The following is a 23,588-nucleotide window of genomic DNA, read 5'->3' as shown; positions in this document are numbered from 1 at the left end:
TCCAAAAAATGATATACTCTTTGTTGTAATAATATGGAATTTTTGACGCTATATTACATCTCTTGACAGGAGATCTTTTAAAAGAAAGTATCTAAAAATTAAACCTGTAATTCAAGTTTTATGCTTGATTTGCAGGTTTTTTCTTATTTACTTGGCTTTATCTTTTCACAAAGGAGGACTATTTTATGGCAAACAGATATCGAAAAAACGGAATATATTTAATGCTGTCCGATGATGAACTTGCGATTTTAGAAAATAAATACAAGCTATCCGGCTGTAAAAGTTTAAGAGGGTTCATTATGAAATGTGTCCTTAATTCAGATATTTTTGTACTTGATATGGAGGTATTTAGAAGTATAGCGGTCAGCATAGGAAGAACGGCAAACAGTATCAACCAGATTGCAAAAAGGGTAAACTCTACGGCTGTCATATACAAAAATGATATAGATGATTTACAGGGATTGCTGACTGAACAAGGAAAAAATATTCTAAGTATCAGAAAGAAAATATTTCATTTAGGCAATTCTGAAATTTCATCTGCGGAGAAAAAGTAATGGCTGTTACGAAGATACACCCTATTAAAAATACTCTTAATCTGGCTTTAGATTACATTATGAATGGCGATAAAACTGATGATAAAATCCTAATATCATCGTTTGGCTGCAATCCTAAAACAGCCCATCTTGAGTTTGAACAGACTAAAAAGGAGTGTAGTTCTAAGGTTGAAATTCTTGCAAGACATTTAATACAAGCCTTTGCTCCTGATGAAACTACGCCTGAGCAAGCACATCAAATAGGACTTGACTTGTGCAACAAAATTTTAAAAGATGAATATGAATTTGTGCTTACTACCCATATAGATAAGGGGCATATCCACAATCATATAATATTTAATAACGTTAATTTTAAGACCGGCAAGGCTTATATAAGCAATAAAAGAACTTATCATCAGATACGCTACCAAAGTGATAAGTTATGCAAAGAAAATGGCTTATCCGTCATTGATGAAAACTATAAAATTTTTAGAACAAAGTACAGAACAAATGGAAAGTCTTACAAGGAATATGTAGAATTTAAAAAAGGAAATTCTTGGAAAAATAAGCTTCAGATTGCCATTGATAAGGCAATAGAAAAGTCGGAAACTTACGATGATTTTATTAAGACTATGGAAGATTTCGGATATGAAATTAAGTTCGGTAAGTATCTTTCATTCAGACATAAAGATAAAAGAGATAACGGCAGATTTACTCGTGCCAAGGCATCTACCTTGGGTGCGGATTATACGAAAGAAAGAATAAAAGAGAGGATTGAAAATAGAGAAAATCTAAGATCCAATACTAACTCAAAGACATACAATTATGAAAAAACCTCCTCTAAAAACTTTGATAATATCATTGACACCAAGAACAATAAAAAGGTACAGTCATCAAAAGGCTATAAAATCTGGGCAAACAGGCACAATATGAAAACTATGGCAAATACTCTTAATGAAATAAGAAAATACGGCATAAATTCCTATAATGAACTTGATAAAAAATTACAGGAAACTGCCACACAAAGACAAAATACACTGAATAAAATCAAGCAAGTTGAAAACTCAATGAGAGATATTTATTCAGCTATTGAAAATAAAAACACCTTGAAGAAAAATAAACTTGTCTATGATATGTATATAAAAAATAAATCCGATAAAGACTTTTATGAAGAATATAAAGCAGAAATAATCGCCTATAAGTCTGCCCTAAATGCCCTTAAAAAGTCCGATTACGGCAATCTTGATATAAGTACCTTATCTGATAAATATATGGCTCTAAAAGAGGAAAAAGGCGAGTTAATGGCTAAGTATACTACCGAAAATTCTACTATTTACGCTCTGCAAAACCTGAAAATAAATGCTGATAAATATATGGAAAATGAAAGATAAAAAAAGAGAGGGTGGAGCAAAAAGCCCCACCCTGTTAAATTTATATGCTATCTTTCTACATTTTTACTTTTTTTTACATCTTCTTTTGACTGCTCCTTAACCTTTTCCTTATATCCCTTTAGTTTGCCAATAGCCGATGATTTCTCTTTGACCTCCTCTTTTGTCTGTTCTTTTATCTGCTCTTTCGCCTTTAGCAATTTTATAGAAGATACCTTAAGGTTTGTATATTCCCTGCCGTCTTTTCCCGTAGTTTTCTTTTCCTGTCCCGATACTTTAACAAAATCTCCCTTTTTAAGGTCTTTCATATCTTCCGCCCTATCGTTGTATGCCAAGCAGTTTGTATATTTAACCTCTCCATCGTTATTTTCTGCAACCGAGAAATTTGCTGCCTTAAAAGGCTTACCGTCTTTAGAAATAAGTTCCTTTACCTCAATGTCTTTTACAATATTTCCGGTTATTTCTATCATTTCAAGATTTTCAGTTTTTTGCTCCGTTTCTTTTTTCGCTTTCTTATCTCTTTCATTTTCTTTTTCTTCTGTATTTTCTTCTTTTTTTACATCATCTATATTTTTCTCTCCAATCCCCTTTTCCAAATTTTCATCTTCTACATATTCATAGAATTTTTCAGCAACCAAGCCCATAACGGAATCATTCATATAGTTATCGTAAGCATTATCGAGTATATCCTCATTTTCTACTCCTGTTTCAATGGATATAACTGCTTTTATGAAATCCTTATGATTATATTCCGCCAAAAAAGATATGGTATCTTTCATAGCTTCAAAACTGTTGTTTTTCATATCTGAAATGGTCTTTATATCATTTGCATATCTGCCGTTATCCCACTCAAACTTGCCTTTTTCCTTATTTTCTTTTATTCCTGATGCTATTACAAATTGGTTTCCGGAAAACAAGACTGCCTGTTTTTGCTTGTTATCCATATCTAAAACTATTGTGTTATCTGATAAATCCGTCTTTATTATGTTACCTTTTTCTAACTTCATTTTTGTTTCCTCCTGTAATCTAACTTTTTCATCGGTATGAATCAAATCATCAATAACTATGCCTATGTTTTTCTTTAATTCTTCTATTTTCCCGCTCTCTTTTAGTCCATCATAAATGGTGCTAAGGCTTTTAAAATCATCAATTCCCTTAATTTGAGATAATATCAGTTTGATATCCATATCCTCATAGTTTGGATATTTCTTTAGGTTAAAACCGTTAATCTTATTTTTTATTTTCTCAAATTCATCTTCTATGTACATAGAGTTGAGATTTTCCTTAGTTTCTAATATTTTTCTGATTGTGGAAATGGATACCGTATCCGATTTTGGAAATTTTATAGTTTCAGGTACTCTGATTGTTGTCTTAAAAAGGTCATTGCCAATCTTCTCATAATACCTTACAGAATAGTTATACTCCTCATTATCAAACAGTTTTTCCATCTCACTGTCTGTTGCCCTGATATTTTTTCTATATTCCATATCTCCTCCATAAATAAGAGAGGGTATTGAAAAACACCCTCCCTAAAATACCTATATTACTTCTTTACACTCCATTTTTTTATCTATGCTTTCCTTTTCTTTACCGTCTTGCCTTTCTACCCTGTCCTTAAAATAACTTAATTTTTCTAATACAGAACTTCGTTCTTCTTTGGTTTCTGTTTTTTCTTTTTTCTCAAAATCTTCAAAATTCTCTACCTTGTTATCTCTAAAGTCTGCATCATATCTGTCTGCTACTCCGTCTAAATCCGTATCCTTAGCAAGAGGATCATAAAAGTTGCCCTCATCATCTATTTCAAGTCCAAGTACTTCTTTTAACTTTTCTTCATCTACAGATATAAGGTCATCAAAGTTCCAAAATCCTACATCATTTTTAATCTGCAATAATTCTTTTCGGCTTGCTGTATCCTCTTTATCATAGGTATATGCATTGCTTTCAATAAGAGTGCTGTCTACATAGGTATTTAACTTAAAGTTGATTAAATCTAAGCTTGTCTGTATTTCGTGCTGTCCGTCAGGTGTTGTGGTAAATGCAAGCCCTATATCGGAAAGGTTGGGAAATCTTTCGTCAAAATCTTCAAGTGTATTTTCTTCCTCATATTCCTCATTTATGAATTTGATTATTTCTTCTTTAACTTCTTTAAGGAGTATATCGTCTTGATTTTCTTTTGCATCCGACTTTCCCATATCAAGAAGATTATTTATCTCTGCAAGTCTTAGCGTCTTTTCTTTCAGCAAATCCGCCTGCGGAAAATTCTTTCTTACTTCAAGTTTCGCTGTTTCCAACTGTTTTTCCATATCTTCAAGCTTTCCTATGGTTTGCTCTAGTCTTTCAGGGAGTTTATCTAATACATTGTCCATTCTTGTTATATTTCCCATTTCATCTGTACCGAACTCTCCATAGTGATTTTCTTCGCCCCTTAGGTTGAATTTGTATTGACCCAAAAAACTGTCATAAAAAGCATAAAGTTCAAAATTCCTATACTCTCCTATTCGCACTTCTTTACTCTCGCCAAGTTCTGCTTTCTTAATGCTCCTTATCCTATTTATCAAAAATTCTCCCGCTATCTTCTTGTCTGTATATTTCTTTCCGTCTAAAGTTAAAGAGGTGAATTTTGAAACTTTTTCTTTATTTTCTTCTCTTACATCAGCTTTTATCGAGTCTTCCTTTTTATCCGCCCCTATATCAAAAATACTTGTTTGGGTATTATTTCCCCTAAACATAGGCTCATTTACCGCTTTATTTTCTTCATCGGTTATTTTATCTAAGGATTTTCTATCTTCCTCTATCTCTTTGTATGGCTCTACTTTTTCAATGTCCTTTTTAAGGTTTTCTATTCTTATCTTTAATTTTTCTATCTCAGCAGGATAAAATTTAACCACCTTATCTTCCAGTTTATATAAATTTGACTTAAAGTTTGCCTCAAGCATTTTTAGTTTCGATACTTCTACATCTAAATCCATCTTCTCACGAATAAGAGGATTTCCTGTTGCAAGTGCCTTTATCTCAGCATAATTCAGCGTGGCTTCGTCCACATCTTCAGCTACTCTAACAGGTGTCTTGCTTGTCATTATTTGAGAGATATATTTCTGTTTGTTCTCCAATATTTGAAAAAGGTAGGCATCAAAGGTATTTTCTGTTATATATCTGAAAATATGAACATCTTTATTTTCATTACCCTGTCTTACAATACGACCTGCTCTTTGTGCCAAATCGGCAGGACGCCAAGGCACATCAGTATCATGAATAGCAATCAGCTTATCTTGACAGTTAGTTCCTGCCCCCATTTTCTGAGTAGAGCCAAGCAGTACCCTTATTTCTCCATTTCTTACCTTGTCAAAGATAGCGTCTTTTTCTTTATTATTCTTTGCATTATGAATAAACTCTATTTCATTTTCAGGCACTCCCATCTTAATAAGCTTTTCCTTTATATCATCATAAATGTTAAATTCACTTGACGGTGTTGACATATCACAAAATACAAGCTGTGTAGATTTTTTCTCCTTGTATTTATCCCAAATGCTGAATATATTGCTTATACAGGCATTTACCTTACTGCTTGGATCATCCGGAAGTAGTGGATTGATTAGTCTTTGGTCAAGTGCCATTTTCTTTCCGTCATTGGTTATAAGGAGCATATTGTCAATGCTTGAATCCACCTCTTTGTTTCTTACTCTATCTGCCCTCTTAGAAAAACTTTCAAGTATCTCTTTTTGTTCCTCAGTCGGCTTGGTTTTTATGGTTTCATAGTGTGCTGTGGGTGTTGGAAGATTTAGTACATCGGCTGTCTTTATATCCATAAACTGTTTTACTGTATTCATAAGTTCCGGAAGATTAAAGAACTTTGCAAATCTTGTCTTGCTTCGATATCCGTTACCTTCAGGATTAAGTTCTATGGCTGTTACCGTTTCTCCAAATGTAGATGCCCACGAATCAAAGTGTTGATGGTGCATTTTCTTTAATTCATCATACTGAAGATACCTCTGCATTGTATAAAGTTCCGTCATACTATTACTTACAGGGGTTCCTGTTGCGAATACAACCCCCTTATTTCCTGTTATCTCGTCCATATATCTGCACTTCATCAGCATATCACTTGATTTTTGTGAATCGGTAGTTGTAATTCCTGCAACATTTCTCATTTTTGAAAATAGATAAAGGTTTTTGTACGAATGTGCTTCGTCTACAAACAGCTTATCTATGCCAAGCTCTTCAAAGGTTATCACATTATCTTTTTTATAGTCGTCATTTAATTTTTTGAGCTTTGCCTCCAGTCCTTTTTTGGTCTTTTCAAGCTGTTTCACAGTGAATTTCTGATTTCTATCCCTTTTATACTCTCTTATAAAATCCACGATTTCATCAATCTGGCTTTGAAGTTCATACTCCTGTCTTTCTTTTGATATAGGGATTCTTTCAAATTGGCTATGCCCAATAATTACTGCATCATAATCTCCTGTAGCAATCCTACTGCAAAACCTTTTTCTATTAGTCGGTGTAAAATCTTTCTCCGTCGCACAAAGAATATTTGCCCCCGGATAAAGTTCATTAAATTCCCTTCCGAACTGTTCCACTATATGGTTAGGTACTACAAACATTGCCTTATTGCTCAGTCCAAGCCTTTTAGATTCCATAGCAATACCTATCATCTCAAAGGTCTTGCCGGCTCCCACCTCGTGTGCAAGCAGGGTATTTCCTCCGAATAAGCCTCTTGCGATAGCATCTTTTTGGTGTGGTCTTAGTTCTATTTCCGTATTCATTCCCTCAAAGGATAGGTTGCTCCCGTCAAATTCTCTTAATTTAACGGAATTAAAGAGATTATTATATTTTTCAACAAGTGCAGTTCTTCTGTCTATATCATCGAAAATCCAGTTCTTAAACTCCTCTTTTATGATTTCCTGTTTTGACCTTGCAAGCATTGTTTCCTTTTGGTTTAATACAGATCTTTTCTTCCCCTCTCCATCGGTAACTTGATCATATACATTGGTATCTCTAAGGTTTAAGGTATCTTCAATCAGCTTATAGGCATTTACTCTGCTTGTTCCATAGGTAAAATCAGAAAGGTCATTGCCCTTATCTATACTTTTCCCTTCTACATTGTATTCACCTGTAAATTCAGTATATTTAATGTCTATATTCCACCTTTTTGAACCTGATGTTTTAAGCAGATGGAACATAAAATCTTTATAGTAATTTGTATCTACCCAAGTAGCCCCCATTTTTACAGTTATGTCGCTTGCTTCAAGTGCTTTCGGCATTACCTCTTGTAGTTTTTGCTTTTGAAAGTTAAGATAGGATAATTCTTTCTTCAGGATTTCATTTTCTTTTGTCAGTTCAGTTTTTTTATTTGAATTGTCATCAACGACAATATCAGTTTTATCTGTGTCTGAAAGAGTAGTATCGGCTTGTAGTAATTTTTCATTTTCACTTATTTCATAGTTTACATTTTTTATATATGCGTCTACTATCTCAATTTTATCCCTTATATTGCCGGACAAATATTCATCTGCCGTTACATAAGGTCTTGCAAAATCTCCGTTGTTTATTGCAAAAGAAAAAGGCTTTGTATCACTTGGATCAAATCCGTCCAAATTTAAGAAAATCTCTCCCTTTAATTCACTGATAAGGACTTCTCTTGATTTGTCCGTCAGGCTCTCCATATAGCCAAAGTCTACTCTGCCTTTTTGCGATATGGAGAGTATAAGTGCATCTTGAGAATTATCCGTATGCTCTATGGCTGCCGCCTTTCTTATTGTTCTTTTCGTGAATATGTCCGATTTGCCGATAAAATTTCCCTTTTTATCCAATTTTTCAAGGCTTGACATAAGGGAGTAATTGGCATCTTCCTTGAAAAGATTGGAATTTTTTCTTTCATTTATCAGACCGTATTTTTTAGAAAAATCATCGTATATCTCATTTAACTTTCCTTGTGCGGATTTTATATCTTCTTCCGGATAATCTTCTTTTTGCAGTCTTATTACTTCTCTTAATTCCTGTTCCAAGCCTATATATGCCTTTACTTTTTCTGTATCCGTCTTACTTAAGACTACCTTTTGCATTATGGAGTTTTCTCTAAAATATATCTTGTCATCAATTACTGTAAATGAAAAGTTTTTAACATTATCATCTGCCGGTATTGCCTCTGTTTCCAATTCTTCATTTATCTCCGCTTTTTCATAAGTTCCTGATATATTTTTAATTGCTGAGGATAATTTTTCTTCTAAACTTATATTTTCGTCATCTATACACGCTAAAGCTGTTCCAAATCTACTTGATATTTCTTCCATGCTTCCAAGCACCTGCTTAGGATTGTCTACAAAATATTTGTTGTAAGTTAAGCCTTTTTCATCAGTAGCAAGCTTTACCCAAGGCTCATCAAGTTTTAATAGTCTATCTCTTTTCTTTAAAAATATAATATCACTTGTTACTTTTGTACCTGCTTCACCCTTAAAGGTGTTATTTGGGAGTCTAACTGCTCCTAAAAATTCCGCCCTCTCACTGATATATCTTCTTACATCTTCACTTTTCTTATCCATTGTGCCGCTTGAGGTGATAAAGGCTATTACACCTCCGGAGCGTACTTTATCTAAAGTTTTTGCAAAAAAATAATCGTGGATAAGAAAGTTGTTTTTCTCATACTCACGATCATTTACCTTAAATTCTCCAAAAGGCACATTTCCCACTGCCACATCAAATAGGTTATTTGAAAACTTTGTTTCTTCAAAGCCTTTTATCTGTATATCGGCATTAGGATAAAGCAATTTTGCTATCTTTCCGCTTATGCTGTCAAGTTCTACTCCGTAGAATGTTGATTTATTCATTTCTTCCGGGAGATTGCCTATAAATCTGCCCGTTCCCATACTCGGCTCTAATATATTTCCACTTTCAAATCCCATATCCGCTAATTTATCATAGATTGCCTTTATTACCGTATTGGGTGTGTAAAAGGCTGTTAAGGTAGATTCACGAGCTTGCTCATATTCAAAAGGTGATAGATTTTCTTTTAAGAATTCCCTTGCATCTTTCCATTGTCCCTCTTTTTCTTCATCAAAGACATCGGATAAGCCTCCAAAGCCTACATACCTGCTTAAAGTGTCCTGTTCTTCTTTTGTAGCATAGCTATGCCTTTCTTCAATCTCTTTTAAGACTTTGATTGCCTCAATATTATTTTTCAGCCTTTCAGACGGAGGTAATATTTCATCTTCTCTATTTATTTTATAGTTTATAGGGGAAATACTTCCCAAATACTTATCATCAGGAATATGCATTTCTTTTTCAGCTATTATCCCCAAGTCCAAATCTTTTTCATTTCTAAAGATTAAATGTTCACTTCCTGTAATAAAGCCCTTCATATAACTTTCATTATCTTCAAGTTTTATTGCATTAAAACTATCATTAACCTTATCAATAGATGATACAGTGTAGTCTTTGCCTTTATATTTAACTGTCATTCCCTCTTTATATATATGCTCTTTCGACAAATCTTTCTCATTTTGTCTTTCAATTTCTGAATTTATATAGCCTGTTAAAAGTACATCTCTATGGTTATCGTCAAGCAGGTATGGAAGATTTCTAAGCATTTCATTGTAGCTGTCATATTTAATTGCAATATTTGTTTTTACTACAAAGCCGTTGTATTTAAGATTTTGTTTTAGTTCTTTGTTTTTGGTATCCAGGATAAGCTCCGCTTCATAGCCTTGTTTGCCGTCAATGCTGTCTGTTATATGGGTGATATTTTTCAGTCTGCCGACTTCTATGTTCTCGGTTTTTAAGATATATTCTTCACTCATAGGATTAAAGTAATAGTTTTTTCTTTCTTCTATATCTTTTTTAATTAAATTTGACAAAACTTTCTTTTTATCCCTTATCTCAAGAACCTTGTTTTTTTCTTCATCAGGAAGATTTACTCTAAACTCTAATTCATTTTCCTTGTTTATATAGGCTATGCTTTGCCTTGCATCATCAATCATTAAGTTATTGTTTGAAATGTATATATCTTCATAGTAGTTTGGAAACTGTTCACCAAAACTTGATATATAAAAATCATAGCCTAACTTTTCTTCTGTTACGGTATCTTCCTCTATTTCAAACAAACCTTTATTTTCAATATAAAGCAAGTCATTTAAGTCGGTAAGAGGTGTATCTTTCATACCTACCGCTATTTCATCAAAGAGTTTATCTACTTTTTGGCTTTCTCCAAAGGTTCTTCCATTGTATAAAGGATAAACCTTGCCCTGTAAATTATCTTTCCTTGGGTAAATTTTAATCCCTGTTTTGTGAAGGGCAATATCACTTACTTTTTCTTTATCAACTAACGCATAGTAGTATCCTACTTTCACAGCAATTTTATTATCTACATTTGAAATATCCTCCTTTTTTGCAATTTCTCTTGCTTTCATTTCAGATTCTATTTTTTCTATAAATCTATCTACATTACTTGAATAAGTAAGGCTGTCTGCATTGTTATACACCACCCTAAATTCGCCATCACTATTTTTGAAAAGAGTAAGTCTTACTAAGTCTGAAATATTTTCATCATCTTCAAAGGGGCTATATTCACTGAGTTTAGAGCCGTCACTATATGAAAAATCATAAAGATATGAAAACAGTTTTTTATAATCTGCTTTATCGGAAAATACTGTAATAGATTCTTTTTCCAAGATATTTTTAATTGTATTATATATATTTTGTCTATCTTCTATGCTATCTTCTATACTGTTTTCCTTATCTAACTTAACCTGTTCGTATAGATACTCAAAATCTCTTTGATTTGACTCATTTCCATCACCTATATCCATTCTTAAATGTTCTGTTACCTCTCCATCTTCGATATGGTCGAAATAAAACTTTGAATATCCTGCCCATTTATCCGTAGCATTTCCGTATTCATCTTCACCTGCTGTCTTATTATGAATTTTTATTTTTTCATCTAATGCTTTAATTTCATCAATTAGTTCCTTTGTAACAATTCGTCCCTTATAGGAACTTTCTATAAGCTCCATACCCTCATTAAATTCCACCACCCAATAATCGTTTGGATTTGCCGGTTTTTCTTCCATATATTCTTCATATATTAAATTTTCCGCATTTTCTATATCAGCAGACGGATTTTCACTATCTACATTATCCTGAAAGGCATTTTGCATACGGTCATACAGTTTTTCCGCTTCACTACGAGATATTCCCTCCTCGTCTTGTAAAATTAAGATTTCTTCTTCTCTTTTATCATCAAAGGTAAGCTCTCCATTAAAGACACTTTGTAATTCTTCTTCACTCATTTGCTTTTTAAGTTCTGTATCTTTAAGTTCTCTAAATGTTGTCGGAAAATCTTCAAGTATTAGCCTTTGTGCATTTAATTCTTTTAGTTCATTTACATTAAAATATCCCCATTCTGCTTCATCTCCAAGCACAAGTCCAAAGGCATTACCTGTTTCTTTATCATACTCCATCATATACCAAGTCCAATTTGACTTAAAAGGAATGATATATGCTGCGTGTACTTCTTTATTTGAAAGCGATAGATCTTCTTGATCGTAAAGGCTTGGCACTCTTTCAAGCATTTCATCGGTTACAAGGTCATAGGGATTTTCTTTTGAATAAAATTTTGTAGTTTTATCTTCTTTATCAGATGTTATTTTGACTTTACTTTCTTCTTTTTCTACATAGGTACTTTCAGAATTATTTTCTGCAATATCAAAATTTTCTATATTTTGAGAAATATCTATGCTTTTGACATCTTCTTTTTCTGCTTGCAATAAAGCCTGCTCTTCTTTAGTAAGGTATTTATCATTTCTAACTAAATCTTCTATCCTTTTTGCCACCTGATTCCAATTAAAGAAAACCTCTTTACAGCCATCTTTTGTCAGTTTTATACCTTTAGCATCATAATCCTCGCTACTTCCTCTTGCACCGGATAAAGCGTGTGAACTTCCACCTGCCCCATATTCATTTTTAAGGAACTCTGCTTGTTCTTTTAGGTTATGATTTTTTGTAAAAAATTCATATATTCTCTTTTTCCCTCCGGATACTCCACTTCCCCCTCTTAAGTTTTCGTCTATCTCATCTTCTGTAATAAAACCTTGTACTTTAGATAGTTCGGTAAGATTTGTGGTAAATTCTTTTCTTAAAAGTTCTAAATCATCTAATCTATTTGATATATCATTTAACTTATGATAATGAAATCTTAATACATCAGGATTTTCTTTATATTCTTCAATAAATTCTGTATATTCTGCTTTTAAATTTGCCCTAAAATCCTTATCTTGTAGCATTTTTGCAAGGTAGTCCGTTTTTTCAGGATAGCTTGCTATTTGCTTTTCATTTAAGATTGGCAAGAAATCCTCTTTTACATCATCTCTTAAATCTCCTTTTAGATACCATAGTTTCTCTGCAAGTTCCGCTCTTTCATTTCCTATTGCTTCAATCAGTTCTACATTGCTTGCATATCTACCTTCCTCTAAAAGCTGTCCTATTCTACTTGCCGCATCTTTCCAAAATAAAATTTGTGTATAATTTTCTCTTGACGATATATCGTTTGATAAGTAAATACCGTCATTTCCATACCAAGCACAAATTTTTTGTTCGCCTAAGTAAAAGCCGTTGCCGCCTTTAAATGTATCTTTTAAAAAATCTGCCAATTCCTCATTCGTTTTACCTTTAGTAAACTCTGCTATTACATCTAATCTTAGATTATGCTCATTACCACCATATATTAAAACTGTATCTATCTGATTTTGTCTTAGAGGTATCTGAAAGCCTAATTGCCCTGTATTTTGGGCAAAAGAAAAAGAAGTCTGCTTGACTTCTTTTTCAGCGGTTTGTAAGACTTTTTCATTGTTTATATCTGTATTTTCTATACCCAGATTATCTGCTGCATTGCCATCTTGTCCAGTTCCATATCTAGGTTCTTCATCAGACCTGCGTATTTCAGAAAGTCGCTGTTTTGCAGTTCCTCTGTCAGTCCCCAAGACTCCATCATCTTCGGTCTTTCCCTCATAATAAAGTCCATTGCCTCCTCCTCTTTTTTCTGAAGATGTTCTTCTAAAGTCCCCTCCAACAGCATTTGTTCGTAATAGTCCTTCTTGCTTTCTCTTAAAAATTTCAGTCTTGCCTTGGAAAATTTCCTTAAGGCTTTCTCGTCTACCATCTTCGGCATTTTTATCTTCGGAATAAGCACCTGCTCTCCCCCTGACATCTTCTCTATCGTATATCCTCCCCCCATTTCCTCGAAGGAGTTCTCCTTGATTATCGGATAATATATCCCTTCCTCTACTATATATTCCTTGCCTGCCAACATCACTTTTTCTTCCATTTTCTTTTCCTCCGGTTTCATTTTCCAACTTATTTTCTTTTGTAAAAGTATTATAACGCTCCTTATCCTTTTCTGTCTGCTCCTTTTTTGAATTTTTTTCAATTTGTTCCTGCCTATAAAAATCGGATATTTCTTTCCCTATATTATTAAGCACCTGTCTGCTGATGCCTGATGTATATATGAGAAGTTTATCAAGGTCATTTAACTTAAGGTTATTCGATAAAACCTTAAAGTTATTTTTATCTGCGGTATATTCTACTCCCATTCTCGCACACATAGAAACCTTGACAGATTCCTTTAAGAATACTAAAGTATCAAGTTTGCTATGTTCTTGTAGAAAATCATCTGATAATTCATCAGTTATTTTATATAAATACTGTCTTGCATAAAGTCCTGCTAAAAAATCTATTTTTTCATCTAATGAAAAGATTAAACCTGCATCTTTTTGTTTAAATTGATTTATCAGCTTATCTAAAACTTCAATGTGCTTTTTACTGTCAAATTCCCACAGTTTTACCTCTGATATGTTGTGGTTTCTGCTTACAGTCTGGCTTACATCAAATATATATTTAATCTTTCCCGTTTTTTCATCTAAAAGAGGGATTCCTTTTTCATTTTTTCTTACCACCCTCCCTATACTTTTCCAGTAATCATACTCCGCACAAGCCGTAGCATCTTTATTCACATTATATATGCTAAGCTGATGTGTGTAAGAATATTTATAGTTATTTCCCGATGCTTTCAAATATTCTTCATACTTTGAAACATCGGATTTTATTTCTTTTTTTAGATAGTCTAAAATATATTTTAAATCCCCTGTATCGTATCTTCTCATAATATCACCATTTTTCTCCTTGTCTGAATTTTCATAACTTGTTGTAGTTTTATTCCTATCTTCATTGCTCCTTTTATATCTATTTTCTCTATCCCAATCATAAAATGTACTCATACCGTTAAATGCTTTCTCTGCTACATAGTTAAGATAGTTTGTACCTCCCCTCCTTTTATACCATTTATCCCTTCTTAGTCCGCTACTCTCCATCAGTGATACAGCCTCACTTATATTTGCCGTATAATACATCAGTCTTTGCAACATAAAAAAATCAGCCTCCGACCTACTGTTAAAATATGACCTATAATTCCCGTTATATATTTGTCTTAAATCTTCTCCGCTGTATGAAAAATATCCTCTATCAAATAGTTTTTCTAATATATTTCTATCTCCACCATAGAATATTAAATTTGGCAGTTTTCTATTTTCTATATTTGCCATTTTAGGTTTTGGCATATATTTATCGTATAAGGGCTTTAGTTCGCTTTCAATATTTTTTATACCGGTTCTGTCGTTATCCTTTATGGCATTGCCTGTTACGGTAAAAAATCTATCTTTATCATAAATTTCAAGGTTATTATATCTTTTTCTCTCTCCCGGAATTTTTCCTTTGCCTATAAAGTGTAGTCCTGTTTTTGATGGCGAAAATTCGGCATAAGTAGATATATTTCTTAGAAAATCCGCTGTCATAGAATCAGCATTATTGCCCTTAAAATATTCAGCCATATCTTCAGTTACTTTATCTATATCTATTCCTAAGTACCCATCTCCAAGCATAAAGCCGAGTCCTTCGCCGATATTTTTACTAAGTGCCTTTAGACAGGTATCATAAGTATTCCAAGTGGATATATCCGTAGATTTTGCAAACTTTCCGTTAGGCTGTAGGGGAACTTTGGTCTTTTTCCCATCTCGCTCCATTATCTTATACAGACACCATCTTTTTACTTGTTTTAAGTCCTCCGGTACATCTATATAAGCTTTGCCGACATCATTTGCCATTATATTTCCATTCCCTTATCTTTTTTTATTGCCTTTTCTTCCTTAGTTTTTTCACTGTCCATAATCTTTTTCTGATTTTCTTTTAATGCCTGTAGTACGGAGGGCTTTCTTTTCAGTTTGATATCTTCTGCCTTTTCTTTTATATTTGCTTTTTCCGATACTTGTTTTGATGTTTTCTGCGGTGTCTTTTTGGGTGTTTTCTTCTCCTGCTTTTCTTTTTTGATAGTTTTCTTTTGCTCTTTTTTAGCGGATTTTTCGGATATTTCTTCTGCTTTTTCTTTCGGTTTTTCTCCCTCTTTTTCTTCCGATTTTTCTTTTTCCTTAATCTCAGGTTTAATTTCAGTTTTTACCTCAGCAGCATTTACTTTTTCTGTACTTTCCTTATCAGCAATTTCCTTTTCATCTTTTTTTATTTCTTCCGCCAGACCATCTAATTTTTCCATACAGTCATTTAACTTTTGCTGCTGATTTTTTATAAAGTCCTGCATAGTGCTTACAAGTCCTTTTACGATACTTATTTTTGCCTGTACAAATTTTTCCTGTACTTTGGTAAGGTTATATGATAACTGATTTTTAATATTCCCATACAGATTTTTTATGCTGTCCACTGCCTTGGTTTGTAGACTTGACAGCTTTTCTCCTACAGCCTTTACATCTTTTATAATAAGGGAACTGAAGCTTATATCTTTCATATCATTTAATTTACCGATTTCTGATTTTAACTTTGAAATTTCATCTCTTAAAGCCTGTAGCTGTTCGATATTTTTATCAAAATCGGTATTTCCCAGTTCTTCTTTTAAATCGCTTGCTACATTTAACTGCTCCTTTATATTTTCTTCTAAATGATTGGTGGAATTATCATAAATTTCTTTTATTTCGCTAAATACTTCCTCCATCTTTTCTTCCTGCTTATTTATATTTTCTTTTTTATCACTCATAAATCATATCTCCTTATTTAATCCATTTTAACTGTGTTTTTCCTTTATAGCCTATCTCCCATATAAACCATGCAAAGGCTATGGCTGATGATTTGTATTTTTCAAACTCGGCATTTTTTGCACAATTTAGCCTTTTTGAAAATACATACACCGTTTTAGGCGGATACTTCTTAAATATTTCATATCTTGATTGTCCTTCCAAAAATGCCAAACGAAAAAGCATTGCTATTTTTACACCCTCTTTTGATATATCAAGAGCGTGTCTTAAAAAATCTCCGGCACAAAAATAGGGCGGATTGGTTACTATGTCTAAGGCATTTTCTTTTACTGTAAAAAAATCTACTTCTTTTTCTTCTCCATAACCTCTGTAACAAATATCTGCCGCTTTAACAATGTATCCGTACTCCTCAAGCACCTTTCCTATATGCCCCCCGCCACAAGCCGGCTCATATATTTTCTCCCGAAATCTTTCTCTTTCTAAAAGTTCGGTAATTGCTCGTCTATCCGTTGCATAAAAGTCCAATTTTTCCCTGTCTTTATCAAATTTCATTAACGTATCAAACATCTATTTACATCACCCCCTTTAAGTGTCGCTCTTGTATGATTTTATTCATATTTTTTTATCGTATCTCTTATTTCTTTTTCAATTTCTCTTAAAAAATCATTTTTATCCGCCTTTCCCTTTGCTATGTCAGATAGCTTCATTTCCCATTTAGCTGTTGTTTTTGCGGATTTAAAAGTACCTGATACTATTGTTACAAGGCTTATCCCCTTATGTGTGGCTACAAGATTTTTCTTATCTCTTTCGATATAGCCTTTAAGTATTAAGTTTTCAATAATCCCCGCTCTTGTTGCCGGTGTTCCAAGTCCTTTTCTTTCTACTTCAATATTTTTGTCAAGTTCATCATTTCCTGCTACTTCCATCGCTTTTAGGAGGGTATCTTCCGTATAATGCTTCGGTGGGGCTGTGTACTTTTCTCTTACTTCTTTTTTATTTATCTTAAATACCTCTCCAATGCTTACATCAGGAAGAGGCGTATCTTCACTTTTCTTTGCCTTATATTCCCTTAAATATTTTATAAATCCCTCATCTACAAGTGCTTTACCGCTTGCCTTGAAAGTATATTTCACATCCTTACTTTCATATACAGCCTCAATCTTTGTAATATTTTCAATAAAAGGATAGCCAAAACTTGCGTGTAGTTTGTTTAATATCAGTTCATAGACTTTTAATTCACTTGGTGGAAGTGTTAATAAATCTTCATTCATACTACTTGCTGTAGGAATAATAGCATGGTGGTCTGTTACTTTCTTTGAGTTAAATACTACTTTTATACGCTCTGTATCAAAATCATACTTTCCGATGATGTTGTTGATTGTACTGGTAATCATATCTTCAGTAAGGCATCTGCTGTCCGTTCTTGGATAGGTGATTAGTTTTTTCTCATATAGACTCTGGGCATAGTCAAGTGTCTGCTTTGCACTGTATCCGAAATATTTATTACACTCTCTTTGCAGGGTAGTTAAGTCAAAAGGTAAATCTGGCTTTGTTACTTTTTCTTGCTTTACTACATCTGTAATCTTAATTTTATCTCCTACAAAATCTTTTAAATCTTCCGCTTTTTTCTTATTGTCTATTTTTTCTGTTGAAAGGGTAAATCCATCTAATGCAAGCTCTACTGTATAGTATTTTTCTTTTTTAAAGTCTTTTATCTCCTGATCCCTATCTACAATCATAGATAGAGTTGGTGTTTGTACCCTGCCTACACTGTAATTTTGCTTATATATCAGAGAATACAGCCTACTGATATTCATTCCTACAAGCCAGTCCGCAGCACTTCTTGCCTGTGAAGATTCAAATAGATTATCATAATCTTTTCCGTCTTTTAGATACTTAAAGCCATCTCTTATTGCACTATCTTCCATTGATGAAATCCAAAGCCTTTTCATCTTCTTTTTACAATTAGCCTCTTTATATACAAGTCTGAATATGGCTTCGCCCTCTCTTCCTGCATCACACGCATTGATAACAATGTCTATTTCTTTATCATTCATCAGCTTTTTAAGGGTAGTAAACTGTTTTTTTGTTTTTTGTAATACCTCATACTTGTATTCTTTTGGAATAATAGGTAAATCAGCCATATTCCACCTTGCATACCTTTCATCATAAGCGGTAGGATTTGCCATCTGTACAAGATGCCCTACACACCAAGATACGATATATCCGTTTCCCTCATAGTATCCTTCTTTTTTACTTTTTGCTCCTATTACCTTTGATATGGATAGGGCTACGCTCTGTTTTTCTGCTATTACTAATTTGCTCATTTTTTTCCTCCTGTTAATTTCCTGTTATTTTTTTGCATAAAAAAAGCGATTAGACTTTTATTTTCTAATCGCATAATTTTTTAATACTTTTATATAAAATTATTTTTGGTTAAAATATCATAATACTTTTCTTTTAGTTCCCAACCGCCATATACTACTTCATTAAATATTGATTGTTCTTTCTCTTTTCTAAGTATCAACTCTATCTTATTGTTAGTCCTTAGTGTATTTCCTGATAGCAAAGTCATTGGTCTAATTTTGCTTTTACCGATAAAACCCAAAGTACACTTTAAATCTGATGTAGCTAAACTGCAAATAACTTTATTCTTTTCAAAATTTTCTTCAAAAAAGAGTTCTTTTCCTGAAAATATATTTACCATATTATCAAGAACTTTTAATTTTCTTCTCACCGTTCCCTTTATATGTTTATCAACAGAACAAATAAAATCCGAGGTAGTAATTGATTCATCTATACACTTATTAAAAAAATCCATTGGCTTTAATGTTGTTCTAACACCTGTCAGGTGCATATAATTTTCACATTTACAATCTATTAAGTAAAATTCATTTATTTTAAAACTCTCTGAGATTATCAAATAATCGTATGAAGTCAAATTTTGTTTATATAACTTGCTGCATCTTATTATTTCTCCCACAACTCTATCATCGAAACTTTTTTGCATTTCTCCTCCAAATTAAGAAAGAGAATGGTTTCCCATTCTCCTTCCTTGATTTTTCACAGTTTACTCTGGACTGGAATGAGTTTAATGTCTTCATTCCGACATTTGTATCTTTTTTTCAAGTACATTATATATTGTTTCATAAAAAAAAGCAATAGATTTTTGCTATTGCCACAACAATTGTCTTAAAATTTTCTAAGAATATCCTTTATATTTATAATTTCATATAAGCTATCAATACAAATGATACTTTATTTTATTCCTCCTCATCATAACCGTCAATAACTATTTCTTCCATATCCTGCCTATCGTCCTCTCTTTCTTCATCTTCTATATCCTCTTTTTCCGTTTCATCCTCTTCAAATTCATCATAGACCTCCTCATCTTCCTCATTTTCTTCCTGTTTTTTCTGGTATACCTTAAAGTAATACCCTGCTCCTACGATGCCTGCCACAAGCAAACCTACAAAAAGATACATTCCTGCTCCTGTTTTTTCTTCTTTTTCCGGTTTTACTTCTTCTTTTTTTATTTCTTCCCTCGGTTCTTCATTCACTTCTTCTTTTACGATTTCTTTCGGCTTTTCTGTTCCTGTTATGTTTAATAAATCATCTTCCGACACTTCGGTTAAGAGCATTACATTTTCCCCTGTTTCATCGTGGTTAATAATCAGGTGAAAGGTCTTGCCGTTTTTTGTCTTAAAGGATATAAACTGCCTTGCATCGGCAAAATATTTCTCATTTAATTCGCCATCTCCATTTCCCTTATGATGAATAGGGTAGGGACTGTTTGTGTTGTCTACATTTTCAGTAAGACTTGCCTTTGCATTATGCTCAGGTGTAGCTACTCCTGTATTTGTGTTTTTATCTTTGTCTACTTCATTTGCCGGCTCTTTGGGGGTAAGTTTATTTGGAAATCTTACTTCTTTTTCTTTTATTTCCTTGATTTCTTTGATTTCCCTAATTGGAATCGGCACTTCTTCCTTTTTTACTTCTTCTTCATTTACTTGTGCATAAGCTTTTATATTTCCGAATGTCGATGTAAAACTTAATGCGAGAATTAAGAATAAAAGCATTGCCATAGCTTTATTGTTGGTTTTCTTCATTTATTTTTTCCTCCATATCTTCATTTAGGTTAATTATATTTTTGTTGTCATAATAAACTGTATCCGGGTTGTTGTATGATTTCTCCCTATTTTCTTCGTTTTTCTTTTCTTTCATTTCCTCTCTTTTATGATTTTTTATCATCTGTAAAAAGTCATCTAAGGAAATTTCCGTACTTCTATAGCTTTTTAATATTTCTACATTTTCCATCTCCTCCTGTTCCTCTTTTAATTCCTGTAAATCATCTTGCAGCTCTTTAATTTTTTCTTTGATAAGCTTTTGCTTTGATAGATTTTTTTCATATTTTTTATTCAAGATCTCCCTCCTCTTTTAATTGCTTTTTACTCTGCCAAAACTATAAAAATGTTCTCTCCAATAGGGTGTATCTATCTTTGCATACTGAATTGGATCTCCTGCGTGTATCATGTATCCACCTCCTACATAAATTCCTACATGAGAGATAGGTCTGCCGCTATTGTAAGTTCCTTTAAAAAAGATAATATCCCCTGCTTTTGCCTCATTTGGAGATACCGGATTGCAATAGTCTTTATATATTCCCCAAGCTGTTGTTCTTGGCATATTTTTTATCCCTGAATGCGTGTAAGTAAAACAAACAAAAGAGGAACAGTCAAAGTTGCTTGGTCCGTTTGCCCCGAATACATATCTTTTCCCGATATGCTTTTCCGCCTCCGTTACAATTTTCTTTACACTTTCTTCGTTAAATTCAATTCCCGGATTTTTAAAATCGGGATTATCCACTATTTCTGACAAGTTAGAGTTGCCACTGCCAAATACAAGCTCCATATTCCCCTTGCTTGCCACTAAAGTTTTATAATGGGAAAGGTTATTAGGATAGTCCTTAAATTCCTCATGGACAAGAGTATCCAGTTCTTTTTTGCTCAGTGTAACAATAAGTTTTTTATATTCGTAAGGCTCCTCATAACTTCCTGTTTGAGTATTTCCTTTTTCATCGGTATAGGTGTAGTAGACCGTCTTGTATCTGATTTCTGTTTCTTCCTTGTAGGTAATCTGATACATTTTATTTATCAGCATATCAAGTTCGGCTTTTGCTTCAGATACCTCTTTTACTGCTCCTTTTTTAGCCGTAATGTATGCTAAGAGTTCATGGGTATCGTGTCCGATTTTTTCTTTTCCTTTTATGATATATTCATCATATCCGGGGCGATTTTCTTCCACACTGTCCAGTTCATCTCTTATTTCCTGTTCCATCATAGAAAAGGAATGATTACAGTTGCTAAGCACACCTTCATCGGATAGATAGGTTGAAGATACCGTTGTATTAAACATCTGTGTAATAATTGCAGTAAATACCGTTGCCGTCTGAAAAGCCATAAAAACTGCAAGGAAACCTGCAAGGACTATAAATAAAAGTTTTTTATTCCTTGCCTTAATATACTCTGCAAAGCCTTTTGTTTTTTCGGCAAAAAACTTTTTGATTTTTTTACTAAGGCTATTGTTATTCTTATCTTTGTAGGCTTTTGCAAGTCTTTTTTTATATTCCCTTCTTTTAAAAAACTGCTTTAATTTTGAGGTGTTTTGATATTCTTCCGTCTTTTTCAGTTCTTCCATATTGGACTTAAAAAATATCTTTTTATCAGTTTTTTCAATGCTTTTATTTAACTTTGACAGTTTTTTTTGATTTTTTAAAACTTTTTTATTTCTACTATAATATTTTTTCCTTGCAAGACTATCTACTGTATCAGTTACCTTATGAGCCGCTCCAACTCCCGCATTATCATCTTTTCCGCTTTCTACATAGGAATTTACTGCACCGGTAGCCAACAGCATACCTTTAGAATCGGAAAGTTTATTACCTTTCGCTTTCTTCAGGCTTTTTTCCAATTTTTCTTTTTTGCGGTATAATTTTTCTTTCCTTTTTTCTTCTCTTTGAAAACTGCTTTGACTTTGCTTTTTCTTACTCTCAGCCTTACTATCCAAATTTTTCTTTTCCATATTTTCAGATACATCTTTTTTAGGTCTATCTCTCGTATATCCGCTTTCTTTATAATTTTTCCTTTGGTAAGTCTTACCTTTGACTGCCCTAAATTTTATAGGATTTTCTTTATTAAAGGATTTTATCTTATATCTTTTTTTCTTGATATTGGTGTGTTTTACAGCTTTTTTAACAAGAGAAGATAACTCTTTACCTTGTTTTAATTTGTAAGAAACATCTCTATCACTTTCTTTTGACAAATCTCTATTGGAAACATCATTTTCTTTTCCGAAAGTGGTTTTATTATTCCTCAATTCAACACTATCAGCATTTTTATGAAATTGATTATCTCTTTCTTTGCCGTCTAAAAGCTTTATTTCCCCATGATGATTTCCTATATTTCTTTTTTTGAATGTAGTAGAAGATTTTTTGATATCTTTATTCGCATTTTTTGAATACTTTTGAATTTTTTTCACATCTAACCTCCAATTTCTTCTTTTATCCTTTGCCTTGCGAGTTTGCAATAATCTTCATTCAGTTCTATGCCTACATACTTTCGTCCTTTCATAAGTGCTACCATTCCTACCGTTCCACTTCCCATAAATGGATCAAGAACAATTCCACCTTTAGGACACCCTGCTATCATACAAATCTCTGCAAGTTTTGGAGGAAAAGCTGCATAGTGATTTCCTCTAAAAGATGTGGTATTTATTGTCCAAATATCCCTTTTGTTCCTAAACTGCGGAATATTATCTCCCTTATACTCTCCATACTTCCTTGCTTTGTTTATGTTTTGAATACTTATCCCTGCATCTTCATTCAGGTATTTGTTATCCTCACTTCTGCCCCTGACATATCTTCTTTTACTCACTTCCTTTACAGGCTCTTTCATAGCATCAAAATCATAGTAATACTTTGGTGATTTAGTAAGCAGAAATATATGCTCATAAGAGCGGGTAGGTCTGTCCCTGCAAGTTTCAGGCATTGCATTTTCCTTATGCCAAATGATATCTGAACGAAGATACCAACTATCTTCTCTTAAAAGCAATGCCAATCTCCATGGCACTCCCATTAAATCCTTTGACTTGTATCCCCTTACTTTTTGATTTATTGCCTGTTTTTGTCCCTTTCTTCCCCTTGGATTTTTAGGATCAGCATAGTTTCCTTTAGCACCGCTTCCTGCATAAGAATCAGCAATTACCACAAAACAAGTTCCGTCTTTTTTAAGAATTCTCCTTACTTCACGAAATACTTGTACTAATCTGTCAAGATATTCTTCAACGGTAGTTTCTCTGCCTATCTGATTTTCTTTATGATAATCTCTTAGCCCATAGTAGGGCGGCGAGGTTATACAAGAGTTTATACTTTCATCAGGAAATTTCTTCAATTCTTCAAGGGCATCTCCACAAATTATGGAATTTAAGTTTTCTGTTATATTTATTTTGCTTATTAAGTTTAAGTTTTTTTCTATATCTGTTTTATTTTCAGATGATTGCCATTTCCTTTCTTTTTCTAATACTCCCAT

The 23,588-nt window shown here is 33.1% G+C and carries 13 protein-coding genes and 1 pseudogene; 2 read left to right on the top strand and 12 right to left on the bottom strand.

Going from position 1 to position 23,588, the window contains the following annotated elements:
• Window positions 1-185 precede the first annotated feature (185 nt).
• Complete coding sequence (locus tag ACTTG8_RS01210; protein WP_442560313.1) at window positions 186-554, top strand: plasmid mobilization relaxosome protein MobC; 369 nt, start codon at window positions 186-188, stop codon at window positions 552-554.
• Window positions 554-1,924, top strand: coding sequence for a relaxase/mobilization nuclease domain-containing protein (locus tag ACTTG8_RS01205; protein ID WP_442560312.1), 1,371 nt, complete (start codon window positions 554-556; stop codon window positions 1,922-1,924). The genes ACTTG8_RS01210 and ACTTG8_RS01205 overlap by 1 nt, the downstream gene beginning before the upstream one ends.
• A 47-nt stretch (window positions 1,925-1,971) precedes the next feature.
• On the opposite strand, the gene ACTTG8_RS01200 is transcribed toward ACTTG8_RS01205, so the two are convergent.
• The 12 genes and pseudogenes from ACTTG8_RS01200 to ACTTG8_RS01145 form a co-directional block, all read right to left on the bottom strand.
• Window positions 1,972-3,408, bottom strand: a complete 1,437-nt coding sequence (locus tag ACTTG8_RS01200; protein ID WP_442560311.1) for a single-stranded DNA-binding protein — start codon at window positions 3,406-3,408, stop codon at window positions 1,972-1,974.
• Between the two features lie 51 nt (window positions 3,409-3,459).
• The gene (locus tag ACTTG8_RS01195) at window positions 3,460-10,323 is read right to left on the bottom strand and encodes a helicase-related protein (RefSeq protein ID WP_442560367.1); all 6,864 of its coding nucleotides are present in this window, start codon (window positions 10,321-10,323) and stop codon (window positions 3,460-3,462) included.
• A 2,453-nt stretch (window positions 10,324-12,776) separates the two neighbouring features.
• Complete coding sequence (locus ACTTG8_RS01190) at window positions 12,777-13,070, bottom strand: TnpV protein (RefSeq protein ID WP_442560366.1); 294 nt, start codon at window positions 13,068-13,070, stop codon at window positions 12,777-12,779.
• A gap of 1,108 nt (window positions 13,071-14,178) precedes the next feature.
• Window positions 14,179-14,508: pseudogene (locus ACTTG8_RS01185) on the bottom strand (phage NrS-1 polymerase family protein); the annotation flags it as partial.
• 557 nt (window positions 14,509-15,065) lie between these two features.
• Complete coding sequence (locus ACTTG8_RS01180; protein WP_442560310.1) at window positions 15,066-16,004, bottom strand: conjugal transfer protein; 939 nt, start codon at window positions 16,002-16,004, stop codon at window positions 15,066-15,068.
• Between the two features lie 13 nt (window positions 16,005-16,017).
• Complete coding sequence (locus ACTTG8_RS01175) at window positions 16,018-16,569, bottom strand: NAD(P)-dependent oxidoreductase (RefSeq protein WP_442560309.1); 552 nt, start codon at window positions 16,567-16,569, stop codon at window positions 16,018-16,020.
• 41 nt (window positions 16,570-16,610) lie between these two features.
• Window positions 16,611-18,329 carry a DNA topoisomerase 3 gene (locus ACTTG8_RS01170; RefSeq protein ID WP_442560308.1) on the bottom strand — a complete coding sequence of 573 codons (1,719 nt, stop codon included), beginning with the start codon at window positions 18,327-18,329 and terminating at the stop codon, window positions 16,611-16,613.
• A gap of 89 nt (window positions 18,330-18,418) precedes the next feature.
• Window positions 18,419-19,012, bottom strand: coding sequence for a PBECR4 domain-containing protein (locus tag ACTTG8_RS01165; protein ID WP_442560307.1), 594 nt, complete (start codon window positions 19,010-19,012; stop codon window positions 18,419-18,421).
• 253 nt (window positions 19,013-19,265) lie between these two features.
• Entirely contained in the window at window positions 19,266-20,111 is an 846-nt protein-coding gene (locus ACTTG8_RS01160) for a CD1107 family mobile element protein (protein ID WP_442560306.1), read from the bottom strand.
• Window positions 20,092-20,424: a DUF4315 family protein gene (locus ACTTG8_RS01155; RefSeq protein ID WP_442560305.1), complete on the bottom strand. Its 333-nt coding sequence runs from the start codon at window positions 20,422-20,424 to the stop codon at window positions 20,092-20,094. The genes ACTTG8_RS01160 and ACTTG8_RS01155 overlap by 20 nt, the downstream gene beginning before the upstream one ends.
• A gap of 15 nt (window positions 20,425-20,439) precedes the next feature.
• Complete coding sequence (locus tag ACTTG8_RS01150) at window positions 20,440-22,539, bottom strand: CD1108 family mobile element protein (protein ID WP_442560304.1); 2,100 nt, start codon at window positions 22,537-22,539, stop codon at window positions 20,440-20,442.
• 2 nt (window positions 22,540-22,541) lie between these two features.
• Entirely contained in the window at window positions 22,542-23,588 is a 1,047-nt protein-coding gene (locus ACTTG8_RS01145) for a DNA-methyltransferase (protein WP_442560303.1), read from the bottom strand.

The organism is Catonella sp. (assembly GCF_052173895.1).
In the GTDB taxonomy this organism is placed as follows: domain Bacteria; phylum Bacillota; class Clostridia; order Lachnospirales; family Lachnospiraceae; genus Catonella.
This window is presented reverse-complemented; position numbering and strand designations above follow the sequence as displayed.